The 21,418-nt window shown below is 54.2% G+C and carries 20 protein-coding genes and 2 pseudogenes; 18 read left to right on the plus strand and 4 right to left on the minus strand.

Going from position 1 to position 21,418, the window contains the following annotated elements; genetic code table 11:
• Nucleotides 1-123: 123 nt before the first annotated feature.
• From J4E70_RS17855 to J4E70_RS17925, 16 genes are all read left to right on the plus strand, one after another.
• Nucleotides 124-1,323: an aminomethyl transferase family protein gene (locus J4E70_RS17855; protein ID WP_213891080.1), complete on the plus strand. Its 1,200-nt coding sequence runs from the start codon at nucleotides 124-126 to the stop codon at nucleotides 1,321-1,323.
• A gap of 66 nt (nucleotides 1,324-1,389) precedes the next feature.
• On the plus strand, nucleotides 1,390-1,863 hold the full coding sequence (locus J4E70_RS17860; protein WP_213891082.1) for an SRPBCC family protein: 474 nt from the start codon (nucleotides 1,390-1,392) through the stop codon (nucleotides 1,861-1,863).
• 151 nt (nucleotides 1,864-2,014) lie between these two features.
• Nucleotides 2,015-2,482, plus strand: coding sequence for a (2Fe-2S)-binding protein (locus J4E70_RS17865; protein ID WP_213891084.1), 468 nt, complete (start codon nucleotides 2,015-2,017; stop codon nucleotides 2,480-2,482).
• 15 nt (nucleotides 2,483-2,497) lie between these two features.
• Nucleotides 2,498-4,855 (plus strand): xanthine dehydrogenase family protein molybdopterin-binding subunit, encoded by a 2,358-nt coding sequence (locus tag J4E70_RS17870; protein ID WP_213891086.1) that lies wholly within the window; start codon nucleotides 2,498-2,500, stop codon nucleotides 4,853-4,855.
• A 12-nt stretch (nucleotides 4,856-4,867) separates the two neighbouring features.
• On the plus strand, nucleotides 4,868-5,671 hold the full coding sequence (locus J4E70_RS17875) for an FAD binding domain-containing protein (protein WP_213891088.1): 804 nt from the start codon (nucleotides 4,868-4,870) through the stop codon (nucleotides 5,669-5,671).
• 15 nt (nucleotides 5,672-5,686) lie between these two features.
• On the plus strand, nucleotides 5,687-6,889 hold the full coding sequence (locus tag J4E70_RS17880; RefSeq protein WP_213891090.1) for a DUF3179 domain-containing (seleno)protein: 1,203 nt from the start codon (nucleotides 5,687-5,689) through the stop codon (nucleotides 6,887-6,889).
• Complete coding sequence (locus tag J4E70_RS17885) at nucleotides 6,886-7,827, plus strand: LysR substrate-binding domain-containing protein (RefSeq protein WP_213891091.1); 942 nt, start codon at nucleotides 6,886-6,888, stop codon at nucleotides 7,825-7,827. The genes J4E70_RS17880 and J4E70_RS17885 overlap by 4 nt, the downstream gene beginning before the upstream one ends.
• 234 nt (nucleotides 7,828-8,061) lie before the next feature.
• Nucleotides 8,062-9,012 (plus strand): choline ABC transporter substrate-binding protein, encoded by a 951-nt coding sequence (gene choX / locus J4E70_RS17890; protein ID WP_377608724.1) that lies wholly within the window; start codon nucleotides 8,062-8,064, stop codon nucleotides 9,010-9,012.
• 81 nt (nucleotides 9,013-9,093) lie between these two features.
• Nucleotides 9,094-9,924, plus strand: a complete 831-nt coding sequence (choW, locus tag J4E70_RS17895; RefSeq protein WP_213891093.1) for a choline ABC transporter permease subunit — start codon at nucleotides 9,094-9,096, stop codon at nucleotides 9,922-9,924.
• A gap of 3 nt (nucleotides 9,925-9,927) precedes the next feature.
• The gene (gene choV / locus J4E70_RS17900) at nucleotides 9,928-10,956 is read left to right on the plus strand and encodes a choline ABC transporter ATP-binding protein (RefSeq protein WP_213891095.1); all 1,029 of its coding nucleotides are present in this window, start codon (nucleotides 9,928-9,930) and stop codon (nucleotides 10,954-10,956) included.
• A gap of 34 nt (nucleotides 10,957-10,990) precedes the next feature.
• A complete protein-coding gene (gene betA, locus J4E70_RS17905; protein ID WP_213891097.1) occupies nucleotides 10,991-12,640 on the plus strand; it encodes a choline dehydrogenase in 1,650 nt (549 codons plus the stop codon).
• 937 nt (nucleotides 12,641-13,577) lie between these two features.
• Nucleotides 13,578-14,666 (plus strand): tyrosine-type recombinase/integrase, encoded by a 1,089-nt coding sequence (locus tag J4E70_RS17910; protein ID WP_213891099.1) that lies wholly within the window; start codon nucleotides 13,578-13,580, stop codon nucleotides 14,664-14,666.
• Between the two features lie 48 nt (nucleotides 14,667-14,714).
• On the plus strand, nucleotides 14,715-15,770 hold the full coding sequence (locus tag J4E70_RS17915; protein WP_213891101.1) for a hypothetical protein: 1,056 nt from the start codon (nucleotides 14,715-14,717) through the stop codon (nucleotides 15,768-15,770).
• Between the two features lie 156 nt (nucleotides 15,771-15,926).
• Entirely contained in the window at nucleotides 15,927-16,124 is a 198-nt protein-coding gene (locus J4E70_RS19770) for a helix-turn-helix transcriptional regulator (protein WP_485062660.1), read from the plus strand.
• Complete coding sequence (locus tag J4E70_RS17920) at nucleotides 16,121-16,753, plus strand: helix-turn-helix domain-containing protein (RefSeq protein WP_213891103.1); 633 nt, start codon at nucleotides 16,121-16,123, stop codon at nucleotides 16,751-16,753. The genes J4E70_RS19770 and J4E70_RS17920 overlap by 4 nt, the downstream gene beginning before the upstream one ends.
• 237 nt (nucleotides 16,754-16,990) lie before the next feature.
• Nucleotides 16,991-17,410: a DUF3010 family protein gene (locus J4E70_RS17925; RefSeq protein ID WP_213891105.1), complete on the plus strand. Its 420-nt coding sequence runs from the start codon at nucleotides 16,991-16,993 to the stop codon at nucleotides 17,408-17,410.
• Nucleotides 17,411-17,459: 49 nt separating this feature from the next.
• Here the strand turns inward: J4E70_RS17925 and J4E70_RS17930 are convergent, their stop codons facing one another.
• From J4E70_RS17930 to J4E70_RS17945, 4 genes and pseudogenes are all read right to left on the minus strand, one after another.
• Nucleotides 17,460-17,753 (minus strand): SDR family oxidoreductase, encoded by a 294-nt coding sequence (locus J4E70_RS17930; protein ID WP_213891115.1) that lies wholly within the window; start codon nucleotides 17,751-17,753, stop codon nucleotides 17,460-17,462.
• 223 nt (nucleotides 17,754-17,976) lie between these two features.
• Nucleotides 17,977-19,209 (minus strand): HlyD family secretion protein, encoded by a 1,233-nt coding sequence (locus J4E70_RS17935; protein ID WP_213891107.1) that lies wholly within the window; start codon nucleotides 19,207-19,209, stop codon nucleotides 17,977-17,979.
• A gap of 3 nt (nucleotides 19,210-19,212) precedes the next feature.
• Nucleotides 19,213-19,719 carry a hypothetical protein gene (locus J4E70_RS17940; protein WP_213891109.1) on the minus strand — a complete coding sequence of 169 codons (507 nt, stop codon included), beginning with the start codon at nucleotides 19,717-19,719 and terminating at the stop codon, nucleotides 19,213-19,215.
• 249 nt (nucleotides 19,720-19,968) lie between these two features.
• Nucleotides 19,969-20,223 (minus strand): annotated as a pseudogene (locus tag J4E70_RS17945) (DUF3604 domain-containing protein); the annotation flags it as partial.
• Nucleotides 20,224-20,376: 153 nt separating this feature from the next.
• Between J4E70_RS17945 and J4E70_RS17950 the strand changes: the two are divergent.
• Both J4E70_RS17950 and J4E70_RS17955 read left to right on the plus strand, forming a co-directional pair.
• Nucleotides 20,377-21,054 (plus strand): outer membrane protein, encoded by a 678-nt coding sequence (locus J4E70_RS17950; protein WP_213891111.1) that lies wholly within the window; start codon nucleotides 20,377-20,379, stop codon nucleotides 21,052-21,054.
• Nucleotides 21,055-21,078: 24 nt separating this feature from the next.
• Nucleotides 21,079-21,418, plus strand: a pseudogene (locus tag J4E70_RS17955) (alpha/beta hydrolase); the annotation flags it as partial.

Raw genomic sequence — 21,418 nt, forward strand, 5'->3', positions numbered from 1 at the left:
TTTTCTAAACTCAATGAAAATCTGTTGGAGACCCTGATTGGGGTAGCCGCTGGTTTTATCCGAAATTCTGAACGCACCCGCGGCTTATGCCGCGCCGTTCCCCAACAAGGATGGTACAGTACAATGCCAGATACAGCTCAGACGCAAGGCCTCGACAAAGTTATTCATGCGCACTCACACACCGTGCTCAAGCTGAACACAAAGCGGTTCGATAAATCGCCCTATTTTGACAAATGGGCAACTGACGACACGATCTTCGGCATCTACAACACGCGCCTTTATGCGGTGTCCTTTGGCGAGGATGTGATCAGCGACTACTGGCAATTGCGCAAGGGCATCATGCTTTACGATGTGCCTGAGATGCCGATTTCGGTTAAAGGGCCGGATGCGGTCAAGTTGCTGGAACGCGCTCTGACCCGCAAGATCGGTAACATGGGTGTCTGGAAGGCGCGTTATGCGATTGCCTGCACACCCCAGGGCGGGATCATCATGGACGGCGTTGTCCTCCGGTTAGCAGAAGATCATTTCTGGTATGTTCAGGCCAATGGCGGGTTCGAGCACTGGCTGAACCTGATGTCCGACGGCATGGATGTCGAAGTCAGCGATCCGCAATCGCGTGTGTTGCAGGTACAAGGCCCCAAAGCCCTTGAATTTCTGGAAAAAGCCTGCCCCGGGCAAAAGCCTGAACGGTGGGGGTATTTCAACGCGGGTCGTTTCAGCTTCAACGGTATGGAAGCGGTCGTTTCTCGTACAGGATTCACAGGCGAGATGGGGATCGAAATTTACGGTAACCCCGAAAATGACCCACATAAATTCTGGGACTATATCTTTGAGGTCGGGGAAGAGTTCGGCCTTAGAATGGGGGCAGGTGGGTCGATGACCTTGCGCCGCGTAGAGGCGGGTATTCTTGACTATGACATGGATATCAACCCGGGCACGACGCCGTTTGATGCAGGTCTCGACAGCCTAGTCGAGTTTGACAATCCTGATTTCGTCGGGCGCGACGCGCTGATGAAAGTGGACAAACGGAAGCGGCTTTACGGGTTGACCTGCGAAACGGGCATCCCGCGCGTCGGCACACGGATTTTAGAGGATGGTCAGGACGTGGCCCGCATGACCATCGGGGATTGGTCACCTTCGTTGGAGAAAGGCATTGGCTACGTCTTGTTTGATGAGCCTGAGAGTGCCAGCGGGGCTTGGGTTGGGCGAACGCTCCAGATCAAGACACTCGATGGGAACACGCACGATGCGCAAGTTGTCGAGCTGCCCTTCATGGACCCAGAGAAGCGGATCCCGCGTGGACTGGAAACGCCACCTGAGTAACCAGAAACGAAACCAACAAAAGGCAGGCGCGCCTGCCTGTCCCGTTATAGCAAAGGCAGTAAATCCATGGATATGAACGGCGAAAAAGTCATAAACGCACCTCAAGCCCTTGTCTGGCAGGCGCTCAACGATCCCGACATGCTGCGTGCCAGTATTCCGGGCTGTCAGGAACTGGAAAGAACTGGGGAGAACGGGTTTGAAGCTACGGTGAAGGCGAAGGTTGGTCCGGTATCCGCGAAGTTTGCCGGGGTGGTGGAGCTGCTCGATATCAACGCGCCCGAAAGCTACAGGATATCGGGAGAGGGTAAGGGTGGCGTGGCCGGCTTTGCCTCGGGCCATGCTGATGTGAAGCTCATACCTGACGGAGACACGACCACGCTGGTCTACACCGTCAACGCCAAGGTCGGTGGTAAACTTGCCCAGATTGGCAGCCGGTTGATCGACAGTGCAGCCAAGAAAATGGCCAACCAGTTTTTCACCAAGTTTTCTGAAAACCTTGAGGGATATACCCCAGAGACGTCCTCGAAAGCAGCGGATTGATGCGGGATGAACGTTTAGCTTAACTAAACGCAGAGGGCAGATTAAACGAGTTCCCTAAATTCGCCCACAGAGATACTTTTTACAAACGGGTGCAATTCGCCTGATCAATCGCGAAAATCGTGGTGATACTAAACCAGGGAGGGGTTCGTACATGCCTACAGTTTCTATGGCCGTGAACGGCAAGGATGTGTCCGGAGAGGTCGAAGGACGAACTCTGTTGGTTGAGTTTATTCGCAAGAACCTGCGCCTGACCGGCACGCATGTGGGCTGTGACACGAGCCAATGTGGTGCTTGTGTGGTGCATGTGAATGGCCGGTCGGTCAAATCCTGCACGATGCTGGCGGTCGAAGCCGAAGGTGCCACTGTGACCACGCTTGAGGGTCTTGTCAAAGATGGCAAAATGCACCCGATGCAAGAGGCGTTTCGCGATCAGCATGGCCTCCAATGCGGCTTCTGCACGCCTGGTATGGTGATGAGCACGATCGACCTGCTCCGGGTAAATCCTGATCCGTCGGAGGCTGAAATTCGCGACTGGCTCGAAGGCAATATTTGTCGCTGCACGGGCTATCACAACATCGTCAAAGCTGTACAGCAGGTCGCATCCGGCGACGCTGCTTAACGAAAGGCCGTACCCATGAATGATATGCTGGTTGGCAAGCCTCTGAAGCGTAAGGAGGATCAACGTCTGCTTACAGGCAAGGGGCGCTATGTGGATGACATTCGCCGCCCCGGCGAAACCTATGCGGTTTTTGTCCGCTCTCCCATTGCGCATGGGATCATCAAGTCTATCGACAAAGAGGCGGCACTTGCAGCGCCGGGCGTTTTGGGCGTGTTCACCGGCAAGGACATCCAGCGCGATGAGTGGGGTTCTATCCCATGCGGCTGGGTTGTGACGGATCGCCAGGGCGAGCCCCACAAAGCCGTACCACACTATGCGTTGACGCCGGATCGCGCACGCTATGTTGGTGATCATCTCGCCGTTGTTGTGGCCGAGACCTATGAGCAGGCCCGCGACGGTGCCGAATTGGTAGAGATTGAATTCGAAGAGCTGGAGCCTGTCGTCACCCTTGCAATGGCTATGGAAGGCGAACAGATCCACGACCTTGCACCGCAAAACCTGTGCTATGACTGGGAATTGGGCAGCCGGGCCGAGATCGATGCGATCTTCGAGACCGCACATCACGTGACCTCGCTCGATCTGGTGAACAACCGCCTTGTGCCTAACGCGATGGAACCTCGCGCGGCCATCGCCGAATACGATTCCGGTCTGGACAGTTACACACTTTGGTCTACTAGCCAGAACCCGCACATGCTGCGTTGGATGTTGAGTGGATCGGTGACCGGTATTCCCGAAACCAAGATACGCGTGATCGCGCCCGATGTGGGCGGCGGGTTTGGCATGAAAATCTATTGCTATCCCGAGGAAACAACCTGCCTTTGGTTATCAAAAGTGATCGACCGCCCGGTGCGCTGGACTGGGGACCGGTCAGAGTCGTTTCTGGCTGATACCCATGCACGCGATCACCTGACCACCGTCGATCTGGCGATGGACAAGGACGGCACATTTCTGGGTATGAAGATCGACACAACAGCCAATATGGGCGCGTATCTGTCAAACTACGCGACCAGCATCCCGACCTATTTTTACGCCACATTGTTTGCTGGCTGCTACAAAACTCCTGTGATCTACAGCAATGTGCGCGCGGTCTTCACCAACACCTCGCCGGTGGACGCGTATCGCGGGGCGGGCAGGCCCGAGGCGGCCTATCTGATCGAACGCGTTGTGGATGTCGCAGCACGAGAGATGGGTATGGATCCCATCGACATTCGCCGCCGCAACTTCATCAAACCCGAGGATTTTCCATATCAGACGCCAGTGATCTTAACTTACGATATCGGGGATTATGATGCCTCGCTTGATGAAGCACTGAGGATGATCGACTATGACGGGTTCCCGGCGCGCCGCGAAGAAGCCAAAGCGCGCGGTAAGCTGCGCGGTATCGGGCTCGCCTGCTATATCGAAGCATGTGGTGTGGCGCCGTCACAACTGATCGGCAAGATGGGCGCGGGCGCCGGCCTTTGGGAATCTGGTCAAATTCGTTTCAATGCCACCGGGACCGCGTTTGTCCTGACTGGTACCCATGGGCACGGCCAAGGCCATGAAACCACATTCGGTCAGATCGTGGCTGACATGTTCGGTATCCCGATCGAGGACGTGGAGCTTATCCATGGCGATACCAGTCAGGTACCAATGGGAATGGGTACATACGGGTCGCGTTCTCTAGCGGTTGGTGGATCGGCGATTGTCCGCGCCGGAGAGAAGGTTATCGAAAAAGGCCGCAAGATCGCAGCACATATGCTGGAAGCTTCCGTCATTGACATCGAGTTTGAACAGGGCCTATTTTCGGTGACGGGCACCAACAAATCCGTCACGATCAAGGAAGTGGCCGAACGCGCCTACGTGCCACTGGACTACCCCGAAGGGCTTGAACCGGGCCTTGATGAGACCGCGTTCTACGATCCGGGAAATTTCACCTACCCGGCTGGCACCCATATCTGCGAGGTCGAGATCGATCCCAGAACCGGCGTGCTGGAGATTGTCGATTGGGTTGCGGTCGATGATTTTGGCACTGTGATCAACCCTATGATCGTCGAAGGACAGATCCATGGCGGATTGGCGCAAGGGATTGGCCAGGCGATAATGGAAAATGGTGTTTATGATCCCGAAAGCGGGCAACTGATCACGGGCTCGTTCATGGATTACTGCATGCCGCGCGCTGATGACCTGCCGAGTTTCCGGGTTGGCTACACGTGCACCCCCTGCACCCATAATCCGCTGGGCGCAAAAGGCGCGGGCGAGGCTGGGTGCATCGCAGCACCACCGACGCTGATCAATGCCATCGTGAATGCATTGGATATCCGGCACATCGATATGCCGGCCACGGGTGAGAAACTCTGGCGCATCGCCAGAGACAAAATTGCGGCGCAATAGGAGGGATCACGAATGTATAGCTTCGAATACCACAACCCCGCCTCGCAAAAGGAAGCAGAAGAGCTTCTGGCTTCTACTGATAACCCATCGTTGCTGGCTGGTGGCCAGACCCTGTTGCCGGCGCTGAAACACAGATTGGCCGAGCCATCCGATCTGATCGACCTGAAGGGGATCGATGGTTTGAGCGGTATTCGCGAAGAGAATGGCGCAATCGTCATCGGTGCCGCGACCACCCATTGCGAGGTGTCGGAAAGTGAGTTGGTGGCCAAGCGCATCCCCGCTCTGGCAAAGCTTGCAGGCGGCATCGGAGATCAGCAAGTGCGCCACAGGGGGACGATCGGTGGATCGGTGGCCAATAATGATCCGGCAGCGGATTATCCTGCGGGCTGCGTTGGTCTGGGTGCCACTATTCGCACCAACAGGCGTGAGATGGGTGCAGACAACTTCTTTGTCGATCTCTTTGAGACGGCTTTGGGGGAGGATGAGATGATTCTCGCGGTGTCCTTTCCCATCCCCGATCAGGCGGCCTATATAAAGTTTCCCAACCCAGCCTCTCGCTATGCGCTGGTGGGGGTGATGTTGTCCAAAACGGGCGGTGATGTGCGCGTTGCCATCACCGGGGCAGGGTCTTCGGGCGTCTTTAGGGACAGTCATATCGAAACAGCCTTGAGCAAGGATTTCTCGGTTGATGCGATTGATGGCAGCGGTGTGGACGAGGCGGAAATATCCGCCGATATCCATGCCTCGGCGGAGTATCGAAAGCACCTGATTGGCGAAATGGCGCGCCGCGCGGTTGAGGCCGCCAGCGGGAGTTAACCAGGAGAGACCATCATGATCTGGGAGTTTGCGTTCTGGTTTGGGTTGGCCCTCTCGTTGGTCGCGGGGTTCTTCTATTTCAGGGAACTCGGTGACATCAGCCAGATGTTCTTTCGGATTAAGCGGCACAATCTGGTCTGGGTGATACGCCATGAATACAAGATCGTGGGAGCAGGCCTTGCCGGGGCCCTGGCTTGTACGCTGGCCCATTGGCTGGCGGAAGCCGGATCGGGCTGGTTCTGGTGGCCTGCTCTGATCATCTGGGGGCTGTTTTACCTCTTTCCTTACGTCTGGTTGCACACGGGCATGCGAACCAAGACGGGAAATGCCAAATACTATAGCCTCAAAGAGGCGCGCCAATTCGTCAGCCCCTCGAACGAGGTTTTGGTGATCGTAAATAATGGCATTGCGCGGGCTCATCCCGATGCCGAGCTTTTGCGCCCGCATGTGGTGGGCAATTCCCAGGGGTTTGACGGTGCGGATATTCAGATGACTTATTGCGGCATGTCCAATCTCGGGTTGGCCTTTGAGCCGCGTATCGAGGGAAAACCAGTCAAGCTGGAGGTCATGGCGCAGATCGCCAACAACCTGATCCTGCGCGACAACAACACTGGCGAGCCGGTCCAGCAGATATTGGGCACCCGCGAATGCGAGATCGCGCAAGGCACGGGCATGACGCCCTGGCCCACATTCCGTATGACCTTCAGAGGGTTTGAAAAGGCCTATCCGGAGGGGACGGTCTATATCAATAAGCCATCCTCCAATCCGTTCCTGAAAATTCTCGATACCGCGCAAGACATGATGTTCACCTGGGGCATCCGGGCGCAACACCGGATTGAGGCGCCGCTGATCGACAACATGACCCGTTCAGATGATCGGCTGCCCAACAAAACGTATATCTGGGGCGTGAATATCGGCTCAGACGCGACCTGTTATACCGATGAGTTCGTGAAACGCCATGAGGGGCCGATCAACACATCCGTCGGTGGGCGCGGTATCGTGGTCGCCTATGACGCGAGCTTCGAGAGCCTTGGCATCTGGTTCAACGATAGCGGCGCACCGGTTTCGGAAATCGATTTCTACGGACAGTCGGATCAGGGTCAATTGACGCGCGTGGAAACGCTCAAGCCCGGCATGTTCTGGCATGTTTGGGCCGAGTATTTTCCGCACACAGATATTAACCGCACAGAACGCGAACCGGTCCGGTGCGCGGGATGAGCAGCTGGCTTCCCTCCCTCAACGGGCTGCGTGCCTTCGAGTCGGTCTCGCGCCATCTAAACTACCGCAAAGCCGCCGAAGAACTACACGTTTCGCCCGGCGCGACCAACCAACTGGTGCGCAAGCTGGAAGATGCCGTGGGCGGACCGCTTCTGGAAATGAAGGGTCGCAAACTGGTGCTGACGCCGATCGGGGCGGTAGGGCATGAAGGCTTGTCGCTTCCGTTTCGCCAGATCGCCGACACGGTTGAACGGATGCGGGCCATGACTGGTACACAACGGTTCGTTGTAACGACCACCCCCTCCTTTGCGGGGTCCTGGCTTGTGCCCCGGCTGGAACGGTTCAAAGAAGCCAACCCCGGCATTGATGTCTTGATCGATTCCACGCCGCAGATTGTGGACATGGAATTTGGCGTGGCCGATGTCGGCATCCGCTTTGGTGTAAAAGATCATGGTGACCTGACCGTCTACAGGTTGTTTGACGAAGAGCTTTGCGCCTTTTGTAGCCCTCGACTTGTCGAAGGTCCCCCGGAAATCACCTCCTTAGATCATCTCGCACAAGCCAAACTTCTGCGTTGGGATTTGTCGCAATTTTCTTGGGCTGAAAACACCCGGAAGTGGAACTATTGGAAACATTGGTTGGCCAAAATGGGTGCGGAAAAAATAACCCCCAGGGACGGCCTGCGGTTCAGCGATTACAATCTTGCGGTCCAGTCCGCTGTCGCTGGGCAAGGCTTCGTCATCGGGAGCCCGCGTGTTTTGCAGGACCTGATCGAGGCAAACCTGCTGGTCAATCCGTTCGGGCGCGGGGTGGCCACGGATATCGGGTATGACCTTGTGGTCAACGAGGTCGCCATGGAGCGCGCCGAGGTGGCCGCTTTCGTTTCATGGGTCATGGCCGAAGCGGGTGCGGTGATGGAAGGCAGCGACTTGCCGTGATCGCGGGCGACTTTCCACAAGATATACAACGTTTAGATAAACTAAAGATTCTGTTCAGATCATCTGATTTCCCTAACGCGTGTCGCTCACCTAGTCTCGGGCGTAAGGGCTTTTAAAATATCGCGAATATGACGACGTCCAAGCGATACATGCTCTCGCGGGGAAAGGATAGATTATCTGCCCCAAAAGAAATCATTTCAGGACGAAAGAGCCTGCATTCCTGGGAGGAAAAACATGAAACGAAGAACGCGTACGCTCGTCGCGGCACTTGCGCTGGGGACTATGCCCGCAACCGCCATTTTTGCAGCTGAAGAACCGGCCAGCTGTAGCGAAGTTGTCTTTGCCGATGTTGGCTGGACGGCTGAAACGGCGACCACCGCCTTGTCCGGAATGGTGTTGGAGGCGCTGGGATATGAGGTGGACATCAAGGTTTTGTCGATTCCGGTGACATACAAAGCGATGGAAAACGGTGATATCGATGCGTTTCTTGGCAATTGGATGCCGTCGATGGCCGCCGATATCAAACCCTACACCGACTCTGGCGCGGTGGAGGTTGTACGCGCGGTTGTGGAAGGCGCGAAATACACGCTGGCAACCAATGCGGCAGGGGCCGAACTGGGCATCAAGGATTTCGCGGATATCGCCAAACACGCCGATGCGCTCGACAATGCCATCATTGGCATTGAGCCCGGCAATGACGGCAACCGTCTTGTCTTGGATATGATCGAGAAAGATATGTTTGGTCTTGCAGGTTTCGAACTCAAGGAAAGCTCGGAGCAAGGGATGCTGGCACAGGTGGCCCGGTCGGATGGCAAGGGCGATCCGGTGGTGTTTCTTGGCTGGGCCCCGCATCCGATGAACAACAACTTTGACATGACCTACCTCACAGGTGGGGATGACACGTTTGGTCCGGATTTCGGTGCTGCGAAGGTCTATTCCAATGTCCGCGCGGGTTATCTTGAGGAATGTCCTAATGTTGGGCAATTCATGAAAAACGTAAGCTTTTCAGTAGATATGGAAAATATTCTGATGGCGGTCATCCTTGAAGATGGCACCGATCCGGAAGATGCTGGGCGCGAATGGCTGAAGGCAAACATGGGCGTGCTGGACGAGTGGCTGGAAGGCGTGACCACCCGCGATGGCGGCGATGCCAAAGCCGCGGTCGAAGCTGAGCTGGCTGGCTGAAGCGAATTGCCAATCTAGAAAGTCCGGGCCAGCCCCGGGCCTTCTGAGGCGTGGGCTTCGGCTCTGGATCAGGATCTTGATATGGACTGGCTGACTGACAACAAAATCCCCGTCGGACGCGCGTTTAAGGACGCCTTTGAGTGGCTCCGCACAAACGCAGGTTTCTTCTTTGACGGGCTTGAAGCGTTCACCGATAGCCTCATTGAGACGATCCTTTATTTGCTGAACGCGCCACATCCGTTGATGATCGTCGCGATTTTCGTCGCCCTCACATGGTATTTGCGCCGCAGCTGGAAGCCCTGCCTTCTGGTATTCTTGGGATTTCTGTTCATTCTCAATCAAGGCTATTGGAAAGAAACGTTGGAAAGCCTGACGCTTGTGTTGGTCTCGTGCATTTTCTGTATGGGGATTGGTGTTCCCATCGGGATCGCGGCAGCGCATCGCCCGAAGCTTTATCAAGCCATGCGCCCTGTGCTGGATTTAATGCAGACGCTTCCCACATTTGTTTATCTCATCCCCATGATTGTGTTCTTCGGGATCGGTATGGTGCCGGGCCTGATCGCAACGGTGGTTTTCGTGATCCCCGCGCCGATCCGGCTAACTCATCTGGGTATCTCAAAAACGCCAACTGCGCTGCTTGAGGCGGCACAGGCCTTTGGTGCCACCCCGCAACAGACGCTTTGGAAGGTCGAGCTGCCCTATGCGATGCCGCAGATCATGGCGGGGATGAACCAGACGATCATGCTCAGCCTATCGATGGTGGTCATTGCAGCCCTTGTGGGCGCGGACGGCCTTGGCGTTCCGGTTGTGCGGGCGCTCAGTCAGGTGAACACCGCGCTCGGGTTTGAAAGCGGGCTCATCATCGTGGTCGTCGCGATCATTCTGGACCGGATGTTGCGGGGGGATCACTGAGCCATGCCCATAGCTGTAGAATTTGATAACGTATCCATCGTGTTCGGCTCAAAGCCGGAACTGGCATTGCCCTTGATGGACGAGATGAGGGAACGCCCTGAAATCCAGCTCGAAACAGGGCAGGTGCTGGGTGTGCATGACTGCAACCTGAGCGTTGGCACCGGTGAAATCCTTGTTCTGATGGGGCTGTCGGGATCGGGGAAATCCACGCTTATCCGCGCGGTCAATGCGCTCAACCCTGTGGTGCGTGGCGCTGTGCGGGTAAATGACGGCTCAAAAATGGTTGATGTGACCAATGCGGACGCAAAAACCTTGCGAGACATGCGCCAGCATAAGGTTGCAATGGTCTTTCAGCAATTCGGCCTGCTGCCCTGGCGCACCGTGCGCGAGAATGTGGGCCTGGGACTTGAGCTGGCCAGTATGCCAAAGGCACAGCGCAATGCACAGGTGGACAAGCAACTGGAGCTTGTTCATTTGAGCGATTGGGCAGAACGAAAGGTAGGGGAACTATCAGGCGGGATGCAACAACGCGTAGGGCTGGCACGTGCCTTTGCCACCGATGCCCCGATCCTGTTGATGGACGAGCCGTTTTCGGCGCTTGATCCCTTGATCCGCACCCGACTTCAGGATGAATTGCTGGATCTGCAGCGTGAGCTGAAGCGCACGATCATCTTCGTCAGCCACGACCTTGATGAGGCGTTCAAGCTCGGCGACCGGATCGCGATCATGGAAGGTGGTCGCATTGTTCAGATCGGCACGCCGAAAGATATCTATTCGGATCCTATCAATGAATATGTTGCTGATTTCGTGGCTCATATGAACCCGCTTGGAGTGCTGTACGCGCGTGATTTGATCGAACCTGCGACCACAACGCCCGAGATCACCGTTGGTGCCGATGTAGATGTCCGGGCCGTGATGGAAGAATTCGGCCGTGCTGAAACGCCGGTTGTGGGTGTGGTCGAGGATGGTCAGCTTATCGGGCAAATCTCAACAGATCTTATTTTGGCCAAGCTGTGCAATCCGCGCAGTTGATCGGTGCGAAGATAAAAAACTCCAGAGGGTCTAAATGGAAACCTACGACTACATCATCATTGGATCAGGCTCGGCCGGGTCCGTTCTGGCACGTCGGCTGAGCGAAGACCCAACGGTCAAAATTTTGGTTCTGGAATTCGGCGGCAAGGACAATTCAGTCTTCATCCAGATGCCCTCGGCCCTGTCTATTCCGATGAACTCAAAGAAATACGATTGGGGATTCTACACCGAGCCGGAGCCCGGCCTTGGTGGGCGTCGTATCCATCAGGCGCGCGGCAAGGTTATCGGGGGATCGTCTTCGATCAACGGTATGGTCTGGGTGCGTGGCAACGCGGGTGATTTTGATGATTGGGAGGCGTCAGGTGCGAACGGGTGGAGCTATGCCGACGTGCTGCCTTATTTTCGCCGGGCTGAAACCAGTGTGATGGCGGATGAATACCGCAGCCAGGGCGGTGAGCAGCATGTCAGCCGTGCACCTGTGGCCAATCCGCTCTACCGCGCTTTTATCGAGGCGGGGCGTCAGGCGGGCTATCCGGTGAGCGAGGACTATAACGGGTTCATGCAAGAGGGCTTCTCGGTCATGGACATGTCCGTCAAGGACGGGGTTCGCTGGTCCACGGCCAATGCTTATCTGAAGCCAAGCCTCAACCGCCCAAACCTGCGGCTGATCATGCATGCGCTGACCCGCAAAGTGCTGATGGAGGGCAAACGCGCCACCGGTGTCGAATACTCCGTCAAGGGCGGGCCAGTGGTCACAGCCAAGGCAGCGCGTGAAGTGATCGTCTCAGCCGGGCCGATCAATTCCCCGAAGCTGTTGATGCTCTCGGGGATTGGCCCATCGGCGCATCTGCGAGAGCATGGCATCGACCTGTTGCACGATCTTCCGGGCGTGGGTGAGAACTTGCATGATCATCTGGAAATTTGGATGCAGCAGCAATGCACGCAGCCCATCACGCTCAACGGTGTGCTGGGACCGCTGAGCAAGGCTAGGATCGGGTTGCAATGGCTTCTGTTCAAAAACGGACTTGGGGCCTCTAACCATTTGGAGGCAAACGGCCATATCCGCAGCCGCGCAGGCATACCATACCCTGATCTACAGTATCACATGTTGGGAGGAGCCATTGCCTATGATGGGTCGGTCTCGTTCAAGGGGCATGGTTTCCAGGCCCATATCATCCAAGGCAAGCCAAAAAGCCGGGGGCAGTTGACGCTGCGCTCTGCCAACCCGGCAGAGGCACCTCGGCTTGTGTTCAACTACCTTGAACATGGCTATGACCGGCAGGTGTTTCGCGACGGGATTCGTCTGACCCGCGAAATCTTTGGCCAATCCGCTTTTGACCCCTATCGCGGGCCTGAGATTTTGCCCGGCCCGGATATTCAGACAGACGCAGAAATGGACGATTTCGTATCGCAAAACGCAGTCACAGCCTATCATCCCGCAGGCACCTGCAAGATGGGGACAGACGCCATGGCGGTGGTGGATCCGCAAACACGCGTGCATGGGATCGAAGGATTGCGGGTTATCGATAGCTCAATCATGCCCTTCGTGACGAACGGCAACCTGAACGCGCCGACGATAATGATCGGTGAAAAGGGGGCTGATCACGTGTTGGACAAAGGCATGCTGCCCGTCTCCAACGCTCCGGCCTACCGCGCCCCGGGTTGGGAGATATCTCAACGCTAGGGGGGCAAGTGAAATGAGGCACCTGAAATAAGGCACCTTCAAATTCGCGTGGCAGCGTTTCGTCAGCGCTTTTTCACGAAATCGAAAGGAATGGCTTTGAGCAAAGGCGGAGGCCTCGACGAAACGAGCTGCTCATGATGTGAGCCTCGGTTGGTCAGCCACGTCGACGGCAACAGAGGCTTTGCCTAAAGTTCGTGTCATCAGGGAATGGTGCAGCACCCAGCACTTTCGGCTCACCTCTATGCAGCACAACAAACTTGGAGTCGCGCTTGCCAATAAGCTCGCGCGGATCGTATGGAGCGTTCTGAACTCAGGCAAAGACTTCGATTGGAAAGAAAAGGAAATGGCGACTGCGATCTAATCTCAGCCGCACACGATGTTCGTAAACCTCAACTGCATGGAACGGAATAAGACGCACCCAAAGTTTGAGAGCCCAAATGGTCATCAAAGATCAGGTCACTAATGAGACAGCGGCGCGTGCGTACTCCCAACAGGGCCACGGCAAACAACAAGCCGATACAAAGGCCGGATACATATCAGCGACTTCCTGAAGATGTGCAATTGAACACTTGCGAACAGCAGCCGTTACATACATTGGGCTCAGAGAAGCCGTTAGCTGCGCTCAACATGAAGGTCTGCTCTCGGTAATAAAGCAGAAACGGGAGATGGGTTGATAGCTCAGCCACGAGAGGATTTTATTTTCGAAAGCCGATTAATTCACAAGCGCTTATTGACCATGACGATACAGTGGATTATGCACTCCTGACCACGAGCGGGCGTTGTGTAGTGGTAAGACCTTAGCCTTCCAAACAAGAGACTTGAGTTTCACCTACTATCTTCTAGTTGCTATCAGTATCATTTCATTCAATAATATGTTGCGTGACGTATCACTACGTTGCACCTAATTGCATGTAGTTACCTACAAAAAGCAGACAAAATGCCAAAGCTCACAGAGACCTTCGCCCTCAAGGTTCCACAGACAAAAACGGGTACGGTCAAGCACTGGGACAGCGAGATCCGGGGGCTTGTGCTATTTGTCGGCAAACGATCCAAGACCTGGTATTTTCAGAAGGATGTGGGCGGTCAGACCAAGCGGGTTTTGATCGGGCGCTTTCCGGTTATCTCAGCGCAGGCGGCCCGACAGACCGCACTTGGGTTTACCCTGGATTGGGGCAGGGGGGCTGGTAAGCAAATCCAGATTGGGGCGCCCACACTGGAGGCTGCGATGGAGGCCTATTTGATGCGGCCGAAACTGCGATCAGAAGCGCACAAGACCGGGATGAGATTGCAGTTCAGTCGACACCTGAAGGATTGGTTGAAACTGCCGCTGGATGAGATCAGCAAATCAATGGTTGCCAACCGTCATCGGGAGATGGCGAAGACGCCGTCGGCGGCCAACCATACGCTGAAGTACTTTCGAACTGTTTACAATCACACGCGCCGGACGATCAACTTGCCGGAATGCCCGACAATGGCAATCGAATGGTATGAAGAGCGGCCCAACGGCACGATCATTGAAGACCTCAAGCAATGGCGCGTAACGGTGAACAACCTCCACAATCCAATCCACAAGGTCTTCTATGAGCTTGTTTTGTTTACAGGGCTTCGCAAGACTGAGGCGCTGTCTTTGGAGTGGAAGAATGTGCGTGAAGATCACATCCATCTGCCACTGACGAAGAATGGGCGCAGCTTTGATTTGCCCATCCTGCAGTTCCACCATGAGATATTGGCGCCTTTGCGTGGGCTCAGTCGGGAGTGGGTGTTTCCGTCTCCCAAATCTTCATCAGGATATGTTGGCAAACCCGAGCGGATGAAATGGGGCCCTCATGCTCACAGGCGTACCTTTGCGACCGTAGCGATGGAAGCGGGGGTACTAGAAGAGATCGTCGGTAGGTTGCTTAATCACACGCCGCTGACGATCACAGGGCAAAGATATGTTCGGCCCTCCCTAGACGCGTTGCGACCTTCCATGGAAACTGTGTGCAATGAACTGAACAACAGAATCGGTACCCGACCAATTGGCTGAATACCCAATAATTTTCATTAAGCGTGGTATTGATCAGGTGCCGCCTGGATGAGTGATGAAGACAATGCTGAAGACCCAATCCGCGATCAGTCTGAGATCGAAAAGATCGTAGCGCAACATGGCTTGAAATTGCCGGATGGCAAGGCGACAGAAAATTATCCCACTCGTTATTCTGACGTCCTCAAAGCTTATGCCGCACATAAATTTACTGCCAAGAGGCTTGATGACAAGAAAGCGAAACACTTTGTAACCTCTTTGGTTAAGGGGGGAGCGTTGGTCTGGGAATACAAAGGACGGCGTCTCAACTGGATAACAGGGCTATCGGCGTTCTGTAGGCATGATGGATCAGATGTAATCGCCGAGATGATCGAAATCCACAATGATGTCTGCGTTGAACTCTATGGGATGGCCATGGATCAGGTAGAGTCAGTTGGCGACTTTCGTACCCACGACGACACGTTGGATCCTGACAAGGCAGCTAAGCGGGGCGTATATCTGGCTTCAGATCTTCACGTGGAAGATCGGCAGCACCTGACCGACGCGTTTATCAACCAATACCTGCGCCCGTATTTGGACGCGAGGCGGGAATCCTTAAGCATTTTCTTCAAACAGATCGAGGCAACCCACAGGGCTGGCCAAGTGCTAATATTTCGACGAGAAAGCGATGGCGGGCATGTCTTAGTTCTCCCAAGAGACGGATTTGATGGACTGGGATCTTATCGTGTTCCTCGGGCGAATTATTTGACGGGCTTTGACTATTCTGAAGAGGAGGTGGATGTCCATCTCTTGGGAGGACAAGCACCTCATTTCAATCCGGAAGTGCTAGTATTCCTGTCGTCTGATCAAATCCCTGAGTTGTGTGTCTATGACGGAGCTGACGGCGTTCGACAAGGCCGCCCCAAAGGCATCAACTATACGGAAGCGGATCTTCCTTTCGTTAAGCAGATGTATGAGGTGCTGCACGAAGGAGAAGCGATTAGTATCGCAGAAGCTGCTCGCCTAGTCTTCGACGCAGACCCAGGCAGCATCAAGGGTGGTGGCACCGAAGCGTCCAAGCAAAAGAGACTGGCTCGTCTCTACAATAAGACTTACCCCAGCGGATAGTTATTTCCGTTTTCCACTACACAAAACTATTATTTACAGTGACATACCCTGTTCGCGAGTTCTTCTCCCAAGCTCTCCTTTCTTCTCCCACGACAAAGGCACGCCGCTCAGAGACATTCCATGCAACGGAAATGCATTGGATGAAGGAACGGTCGAATGGTGAAGCAAGAAAAACGACTTTTGAGCCGGGCAGAGGTGGAAACGATGTATGGAATTCGGAGGAGGTTCCTCGAGCTTGCTCCGTCTCGTGGCGATGGTCCTTGCTTTATTCGGGTCGGGCGCTTGGTCCGATACCGCGTGAAGGACATAGAGGCTTGGATCGAGGCCAACGCGACTTTGGGAGGCATGTCATGAAAGGTGACTCTCTCGATCGGATATTTGCAGCAAATGTTGCGAATGTGGACAGCAGGCTTAATGCCAAGGCAAACCTGGTTTTTAGCAGGCTCTTGTTTTATCGGAACTCTCATTCGGGCCTTTGCAACCCTAGCATGGAAAAGTTGGCATTCGATCTGGGATGTTCTTCGCGGACCATTCGAACAGCCATAAGGAAGCTCGAGAAGTTTGGTTACGTGAAAACCAAGCGCCGGTGGCGCGGCACCCGGTGCAACCACTACGATCTCCTGATCCCCAGCGGAAGAAAGGCGTACGATATAGCGGAAGAAGAGCGTTTCAATTACCGGAAGGTACCTGCCGACAAACAGAAAGAAGAAAAGAATAAAGAAAAGAGGCACTTTGAGCGAAGGAATTCTGGCACGTTTGCACCAACGGCAAGAATAGAAGTTAGCGCAAAAGAAAGTGCTAAGAAACTTGAAGCAGTCCATTTGAAAGTGGTCGACCTGCTCGGGGGAGGAAACCAAGGGTGGGAGCGCTTTGGTTGCATTCCAGACGAAAAGCGCGATTGCATTGATCAGTTGTTCAGGAATGGAACACTCGACAAGGATCAAGCCGTCAAGAAAATGCTTGAAGCGCTGGATGAAGAATAGTTGCAATGAATGGGTGGAGTAGGCGGCTCGAGTATTCAGTTTCCACGCCGAAAACAAAGGGGGGGGCGTCGAAAAAACAAAAGCCCCCTAAAACATCCCGGCGCGGGTAGCTCAGTTTACACACCCGCCGATTTGAGGAAAAAAGCCCATATCTCAGCACTGAAAAGCAGCATCGAGGATTTGGTTTTTCAGGTCAGAAAAGTGTTAATGTAGATTTGCCACATTAAGGAATAACACATGAGAGTATGCGGATGTGAGATATCGGCACAGGAGGTTCGACTTGCCGTTGTCCACCTGAACGATGAAGGCAACGTGGAGATGCTTCGACTAAAGACCACACGAATAGAGCTCGAGGATGACACATCCGAGGCGGATCTGCGACTATTCCTGGCGGCTCTTCACGAGTTTTCCCGCGAAAACGAAATAGACACTTTTGTGATCAAAACCCGTGCCAAGAAAGGCAGAATGGCTGGTGGAGCCGTATCCTTCAAAATCGAAACTCTCATCCAACTTGTAGAAGGATGTGACACCAGATTCGTCAGTCCCGTGGCGCTCTCGCACTTTGCGAAGAGAGAAATAGAGACATATCCTGAGAAGCTATTGGTTTACTTGAAGAACGCCTTTCTTGCCAGCGCTTATGCCTTGACTACGGGCTGATTTCCAACCTGGCTGAGCCACCCTGTCGGGTTGCGGTTTGTTGGCGCTGTTAGCGGACGTAGGAAGCACCGTTAACATCGAGTGTTTGACCGGTGGCATGAGTTGCCAATCCAGATGCAAAGAAACAAATTGCATTCGCAATCTCTTCCGCTGGCGCAGCTTCACCGTAAAGAATTTCGTTTATCAGCCGTTGCCGGAGTGTTGGATCGTGGTCAAATTCTGATTGTGTCATGTCGGTCAGGACAAACCCTGGTGCAACGCCGTAAGTGTAGATCCCGTTGCCACTATAAGCCCTGCCAAGGTCTTGGTTAGCGATACCATTGCACCCTTGGACGCTGCATATGGCTTTGTCACGTTAACTCGGGCACGCCTACTAAATCGAAACGATCGGAATTCAAGCTGCAACAATTTGATGCCATTCGGCAAATGCCTTTGAGCGTATTTGGCGGAGATTTGGGCGAGAAATCAGGTGGCGTTGTAAATTGAAATGGTGTGAAGTTGTGGCTGCTTAAACTTGGATTGCGCCGACTTATCCTGTTCGCCAGTATTAATGGGACAATGTCTTATCAATGTCCTGTCAGGACTAGGTTCTGAACGGGCAACATCAAAGCCTGAATCCTCAGAAGAGAGGCGTGCACCACACCCACCGTGTCGACGACATGTAGAAATGTCCATTCCAGAGAGCCCAGATCCTCGTGTGCCAGCCTGTCATGATTGTTTGTATAGATATTGGCGATACACTTGCTCCCACGGAAGATTTTGTCGGTGCTTCCCTCGAACAACGGCTCCATGTAGACGGTTATAGTGCCCGGGCGCGCGCGGTCCTGAATATCCAAAAGCTGATCTGACGGGCGAAACTGGCCCGCTGATATGTAATTTGAAACCGTTACGACCTTCATCGGGACAATGGTAAAGGGCAGAGACATACAGGTGATCTCGCCGATCATCCCCGGCTTAATGACCTGAGCCGAAAGTTGACTGAAGCCCGCCTGAAACCCGCCACGACCCATATCCGAAGGTACAAGAATGCCGGCAGGGCGCAGCACCGGACTGACAATGTCACCAGGTTGAAGTGTGAACTGTTCTACATCCCCGTCAACGCCAGCATAAACCACCATCTTTTCCAGATCAGTCATCGCTTGTTCTAACGCCGCCTCGGTAGTCGCTAGTTGTGCGGGCAGCAATTCGCTCAGCTGTGCTTCCACCGCTTCTTTCTTGGCAAGCGCTGCAGCCAGAGCGCCCTGACTCGACACCACCGCGTTTTGCAGTTTCTCGACATCACGAGTGCTCACGGCAGTGGAGCCACGGTCTAGCAGGGCTTGCCGGACTTCCAGCTCCTCCTGAGCATCTGCCGTAACACCCCTGGCGTTTTCGACAGCGCCTTCGGCCGCCTTCACCTCGGCTTCGGTAAAGGCAAACGCAGCCTCCACTTCTTGTACGCGACGTTTCGCCGTTTCGACAGCAGCCCGTTGGCGTGCTGCATCAAGCGAGAACAGTGGATCCCCGGCATTTACCCTTTGATTGTTACGAATGAACACCTCTTCAACGCGTCCGGATCCTTCTGACAGTATCGTTACTGTTCTGAAAAATGATGACACGTTGGTGGTCGAGGGATGATAATAAAAGACCAGTGTAATCAGTGAGATCGTAAGCAGCGCACAAGTCGTGATGCCATATCGCAACTCGTACCAGACCGAGAACAGCGTCAATTCCTGACCAATCCGTTTACCCTGCATGTAACGGCGGATTAGATAATCCGGAAAAATCGTGACAAGCGAACAGACTAAAACCTCAAGCATTGTTCACGTTTCTTCCTGCGATTTTGTTGCAACTTCAGTGTCAGTGTCAGTGTCAGTGTCAGTGTCAGTGTCAGTGTCAGTGTCAGTGTCAGTGTCAGTGTCAGAAGGCTCCTTAAGTGCGCTGGCATCTGAAAGCTCGACTGCGGGCGCGTCAACAGTACCGGACATTTTCTCGGATATTCCAACTAACGACTTGGAAATAGACTCCAATAGGCCTTCGTAGTTTGGCAGTTTGATTGTGGCTAACAGTAACGCGGTGATCCAGAATAAGTTGTTATGTGTAAACAAGGCCAGCAAGGAAAGTACAGCAACCAGTTGAAACTGTGTATGGTTGGATTGATGAGCCATTTGCTCTGGTATTGCGTGCAACTTCAGATACATAATGCCTAGTAACAAAAGAAGTAAAACAATGAAGACAATCACGACGGCGAACAGCGTGTCTGTATCACCAGGAGATGTTATAAATGGCGGTAAATGTGGCGTTATCGTATCGCCGACTTGTTCCGCCATAGCCACCTCGTGGAGCTTAAGTTGCAATAGATGGAGTCATACTTCACATTTTTCTAGGTGAAGTTTATGATAGGAACTGCTTGTTTTTCAAGTAATAATATCACGGAGAGCTGAAAACCCAGTGTTATCGATATGTGGTTAAACATTGCAGGAGAGAATGGGAGCGAGAATGGGCGCACCGCTCGCGATGAAATAAAGTCACAGATGACACCTGCCGATATTTCCGAGCTTCGTTCTGGCAGCAGACGTTTAACCGTTTGGCGTGTACCAGATAGGTGATGTGTAGGCTCGATCCTGAATGCTGGTCGGTGCGCCCTCTGGAATTTCTACGCCGAAGACCTTTGCATCAAACGTCGTCGAGCGTGGCGTCGGAATCTCAAGCACACGAACATAGTAGAACGCGCGTTGCGTGGGATCGAACTCCTCATCAGTCCAGTAGGCCTGCAGAAACGGACTGCCGATCGAATTGTCGTAACTTGCGTCCGCGACATTGACCGTATTGCCAACCGGGCTGGCACAAAGTCTTGCGGAAAAGCTCCGCTATTTGGGAAATGTCGGGTAAGGTGGCACTAGCTTTTGATTCCCCAGGGCTTGCAATAAGCAGCGACGGGCGAGAAGGTAGTCTGTTTTTGCATGAACACAATAGTGGGGGCTAAAATGTTCAAGTTAATTTATACGAGTCTCGTTCTGCTGCTTGTAATCTGGTTCACAGGAAGCCCATTACGAGCCGAAGAACCAGTCTCGTTCGACAGGTTTGATGGTTTCTATCTGGGCGCGCAGGCCGGAGTTGGCTCAGCGGCAGCCAAGTTCACCATCGCCAACATACCAATTTTTGATTCTGATGCGACCGGCACCGCCGTTGGCCTGTACGGTGGTTACGGCTGGCAACGGGGTCGGCGTTATCTGGGAGTTGAATTGGCCGCCGGATATTCCGGCGTTAAAAACGGCAATTTGTTACCAGTTGTAGCGACCCCCTGGCTAACCGGAGAAATTGAGAGGGTTTACGCTGTCTCCCTGCTCGGGAAGGTCGGTAGGGTTGTTGGCGAGGAACGGAAGACCCTGGTGTATGGGCTAATAGGGCCGTCCGTTGTCCGCATCGAAGCAAACGCAACGCTAACCGGCCTCGGGGCCGTCAGCGACGGCACACCTTACCCCGGCCTTTCCGTTGGCGTAGGGGTTGACCACTTCTTCAGCGATAGATTTTCTGCCCGTGCACAGGGAGTATTCACCAAATACTGGGAGGTCGATGACGTGTATAACGGAGTGGCCATCCAAGAATACGATCTGGACACTGTCGTGATCCAATTTGGCCTTACCTGGTGGCTGGGACGCTAACGAAAGGCTCATTGGAGGCAACTTATGCACAACCGCTTGCGGTTCCTTTCCCTTGTTGTGGCGCTCCTCGCGCCGGTGCTGATCGGGTGCAGCCGACTGCCGGAGCTTGTCGGCATCGACAACCCGGCAATCCCGGCTGAATCCGTTCCCGAGGTCAGTCGGCATCGCATCTTCATCACCTCGACGCGCGCAGCGTCTGAGATTGTCGGCGCATTTTACTCGGGCGCCCGTGCACCGGAGCTTGGCCTCGCCTCGGTTGATGTCACAGTTCCGCCGAACCACGTTCTCGGACAACTTGAACGGCCAAAACGCCTGCCACCCGACCCGCGCACCGAATTTGCGGTCGTCGACCCAGTGATCTACC

It is taken from the genome of Pseudohalocynthiibacter aestuariivivens, from assembly GCF_018457175.1.
In the GTDB taxonomy this organism is placed as follows: domain Bacteria; phylum Pseudomonadota; class Alphaproteobacteria; order Rhodobacterales; family Rhodobacteraceae; genus Pseudohalocynthiibacter; species Pseudohalocynthiibacter aestuariivivens.

Bases quoted from the DNA above. Each gene is read 5' to 3' on its own strand.
- choV (WP_213891095.1), top strand. From the start codon at position 9,928: ATGCCCATAGCTGTAGAATTTGATAACGTATCCATCGTGTTCGGCTCA.
- betA (WP_213891097.1), top strand. From the start codon at position 10,991: ATGGAAACCTACGACTACATCATCATTGGATCAGGCTCGGCCGGGTCC.
- J4E70_RS17875 (WP_213891088.1), top strand. From the start codon at position 4,868: ATGTATAGCTTCGAATACCACAACCCCGCCTCGCAAAAGGAAGCAGAA.
- J4E70_RS17880 (WP_213891090.1), top strand. From the start codon at position 5,687: ATGATCTGGGAGTTTGCGTTCTGGTTTGGGTTGGCCCTCTCGTTGGTC.
- J4E70_RS17920 (WP_213891103.1), top strand. From the start codon at position 16,121: ATGAAAGGTGACTCTCTCGATCGGATATTTGCAGCAAATGTTGCGAAT.
- J4E70_RS17950 (WP_213891111.1), top strand. From the start codon at position 20,377: ATGTTCAAGTTAATTTATACGAGTCTCGTTCTGCTGCTTGTAATCTGG.
- J4E70_RS17915 (WP_213891101.1), top strand. From the start codon at position 14,715: ATGAGTGATGAAGACAATGCTGAAGACCCAATCCGCGATCAGTCTGAG.
- choW (WP_213891093.1), top strand. From the start codon at position 9,094: ATGGACTGGCTGACTGACAACAAAATCCCCGTCGGACGCGCGTTTAAG.
- J4E70_RS17865 (WP_213891084.1), top strand. From the start codon at position 2,015: ATGCCTACAGTTTCTATGGCCGTGAACGGCAAGGATGTGTCCGGAGAG.
- choX (WP_377608724.1), top strand. From the start codon at position 8,062: ATGAAACGAAGAACGCGTACGCTCGTCGCGGCACTTGCGCTGGGGACT.
- J4E70_RS17935 (WP_213891107.1), bottom strand. From the start codon at position 19,209: ATGCTTGAGGTTTTAGTCTGTTCGCTTGTCACGATTTTTCCGGATTAT.
- J4E70_RS17940 (WP_213891109.1), bottom strand. From the start codon at position 19,719: ATGGCGGAACAAGTCGGCGATACGATAACGCCACATTTACCGCCATTT.
- J4E70_RS17870 (WP_213891086.1), top strand. From the start codon at position 2,498: ATGAATGATATGCTGGTTGGCAAGCCTCTGAAGCGTAAGGAGGATCAA.
- J4E70_RS17925 (WP_213891105.1), top strand. From the start codon at position 16,991: ATGAGAGTATGCGGATGTGAGATATCGGCACAGGAGGTTCGACTTGCC.
- J4E70_RS17910 (WP_213891099.1), top strand. From the start codon at position 13,578: ATGCCAAAGCTCACAGAGACCTTCGCCCTCAAGGTTCCACAGACAAAA.
- J4E70_RS17855 (WP_213891080.1), top strand. From the start codon at position 124: ATGCCAGATACAGCTCAGACGCAAGGCCTCGACAAAGTTATTCATGCG.
- J4E70_RS17860 (WP_213891082.1), top strand. From the start codon at position 1,390: ATGGATATGAACGGCGAAAAAGTCATAAACGCACCTCAAGCCCTTGTC.
- J4E70_RS17885 (WP_213891091.1), top strand. From the start codon at position 6,886: ATGAGCAGCTGGCTTCCCTCCCTCAACGGGCTGCGTGCCTTCGAGTCG.
- J4E70_RS19770 (WP_485062660.1), top strand. From the start codon at position 15,927: ATGGTGAAGCAAGAAAAACGACTTTTGAGCCGGGCAGAGGTGGAAACG.